A 2,329-nucleotide genomic window follows, 5' to 3' on the forward strand; every position below is an offset into this window, starting at 1 on the left:
AAAGAAGTGGAAGGTAAAACAACTGCATATCGATCCGATTGAGTGTTGCACGCCTTTGTGGTAATAAATAAATACAACAGAAGAAAAATATTCCTTGTATTACGCTAGCAAAATTTATGCAGGTAGATCCATGGCAACCAAGTTCGCCTCGTATAGTGGTTATCATTATGCGGGTAATAATCCGGTGATGCTCAATGATCCTACGGGGGCGGACTTTACTGTAATAGTTCCGGATTATTACAACCCAGGGCATTACCAAGTGATCACCCAGAAAGTCGATGAGCCCGTTTGCGTTTCTTGCAGGAGTAGCCAGGCTGCTGATGAGTATAAAGAATTTCTTAGGGAAAGTCAGGCTTTTTTCGATGATGCCGCGCGCCAGCGCGCAGCAGACGCAGCAACGCTACAGTGGGTTCAAAATATTTTTAATAGCGTTCCTGCCGGTCAAAATAGGTTGATAACTCCTAATGGAAATGCAAGCAATGGCTATTGGTCTGAATACTTGACATCATATATAGATACTGATGGACAGTTTACAATTGAGAGTGGAACGAGTTTTGTTCCTGCGCAGCTAGGTAAACCCGAACAGGAAATCAAGGACTTTTATTTTAAAAATTTTGGGTGGTCTCAGGGGTTAGCAGACATTAAAGTTGGAGCGCCACCAAATTTCTTTATAGACGAGCAGGGGCTGATAAGCGATGGGAATAAATCTGTTTTAGCCCGCACAATACCAGGAAAAAATAATACTTCGACTATTTACGTTTCGCCCTTACTATCACGTGCTACAGAAAAGTGGCTGTTTGGTATTCTTGGTCACGAAACAGTTCACGTGTATGATAACTTTAAACATGGATATGATACATCAGGAGCTTCAGAATATAATGCCTGGAGTTGGTCAATACAATGGGCTAAAGCCATTGGCGATCCGCTGGCGGAAACGGATGCTCTTAATGCTCGAGACAGATTTAAAGCAAACCAAAATGCTAATTTTAATTATTTGGAATACGGTTTGCCAAATGTACCCGTCACACCTTAAAAAATTGGATAATGAAAATTAGTTTAGTATTCATTGCTCTATTGTTCCTATTCTGTTCGGCTGACATCGCGAAAAAAAAAGATGTTGTTTGTTCGATTGAACTATCCGTTGTAAGGTCAAAAAAATTTGGACAACTGATTTCAGTAGTAGGGAAACTTGAAAATCGGACAAACAGGAAATTGTACTTCGATGGAGCGAGGTACTTAAGAATTGACATTCTAAAACAACATGGCAAAAAGTTTTTAGATTTTTACGAAGGATGGCAAACTTATGAAACAATTAATGAAGATCGTGAGGAAATGGCCGCTGAGATCTTTGCCTTTGAGCCAAGGATTAAAATCTTTGACGAGTCAACCGGTCAGTTTACAGATTCCCTTGCTAAAGCATTCTACGATGAACGAATAAAAGATCAAAAGTTAATTAAATCAGCAAAAGATAGTGCGACTCTAAGAGAATGGACTAAGGAGGAATTTGAAAGGATTGTGTTCCTAGAATCCAGGCAAAACTTTACGCATACGACAAGGATGAATTCGTTGCCAGCCGGTTCATACAAGATAGTCTATAGTTATTCAAATGTGAACAACTTTCAGAACCCTCGATTACCTAACTTAGTATTGCCTAAAGTATTGAATGGATTTGAAAGATGGACAGGCACCGTAGTCTCTGATACACTTCATTTGAATGTGAAGTAATGAATGCAGAACCCTCTCCCCCAATGGCCACCAAGTATGTATCTTTCAGCGGTTATCACTATGCCTACAACAACCCGGTAATGAGCAATGCCCCAGTGGAGCAGACCCGGAAATTGACGCACAAACACAATTCAACTACATGTTGCAGATGGAAAGGCTGCGGCGAGATTTGGAAGACAAACAACTAGCGGATTTCTTAGCGAAGAACCCAGCTTATGACGGACCGCTTGATCTAGGTTTGGTTGCCCAATATTATGGTATGCAGGAAGAAGAAGCCAGACAAAAGAAAGCCTCGCTTCTCGCAGACGCGCAACGTGGAGACGTGAATGCAGCCAGGCAGTATGCTGCTATGCAAGGCGATTTGCTAAGCGCTACTTTTTTCCTGCAGGAAACCTATATCATACATAAAGATGGAAGCAGAAGTGAATCGTTTTGGACCTTAGATTTAGATTTTTTCGAGCAGGGAGAGCTCGCGCAGCAAGGATGGACTCCTGAATATGTAAATAGTGTTTTCGGTGGTTCCTTTGATAGGAAGTTTGGCAGACTTACTTCAATTTCTTTTGCCACAGAAAAGTCTCCAGATCAGGTTGTAGCGAAATTGGAG

Annotated in this window: 3 protein-coding genes; all 3 read left to right on the top strand. The window is 41.3% G+C overall.

Annotation, left to right across the window (positions count from 1 at the left end):
- Positions 1-130 precede the first annotated feature (130 nt).
- Entirely contained in the window at positions 131-1,033 is a 903-nt protein-coding gene (locus VIN08_RS19325; RefSeq protein WP_331968409.1) for a hypothetical protein, read from the top strand.
- Between the two features lie 11 nt (positions 1,034-1,044).
- Positions 1,045-1,725: a hypothetical protein gene (locus VIN08_RS19330; RefSeq protein ID WP_331968412.1), complete on the top strand. Its 681-nt coding sequence runs from the start codon at positions 1,045-1,047 to the stop codon at positions 1,723-1,725.
- Between the two features lie 139 nt (positions 1,726-1,864).
- A partial coding sequence (locus tag VIN08_RS19335) for a hypothetical protein (protein ID WP_331968415.1) occupies positions 1,865-2,329 on the top strand: 465 nt, incomplete at its 3' end.

This window comes from Ohtaekwangia sp. (genome assembly GCF_036568665.1).
GTDB lineage: Bacteria > Bacteroidota > Bacteroidia > Cytophagales > Cyclobacteriaceae > Ohtaekwangia.

Bases quoted from the DNA above. Each gene is read 5' to 3' on its own strand.
- VIN08_RS19325 (WP_331968409.1), top strand. From the start codon at position 131: ATGGCAACCAAGTTCGCCTCGTATAGTGGTTATCATTATGCGGGTAAT.
- VIN08_RS19330 (WP_331968412.1), top strand. From the start codon at position 1,045: ATGAAAATTAGTTTAGTATTCATTGCTCTATTGTTCCTATTCTGTTCG.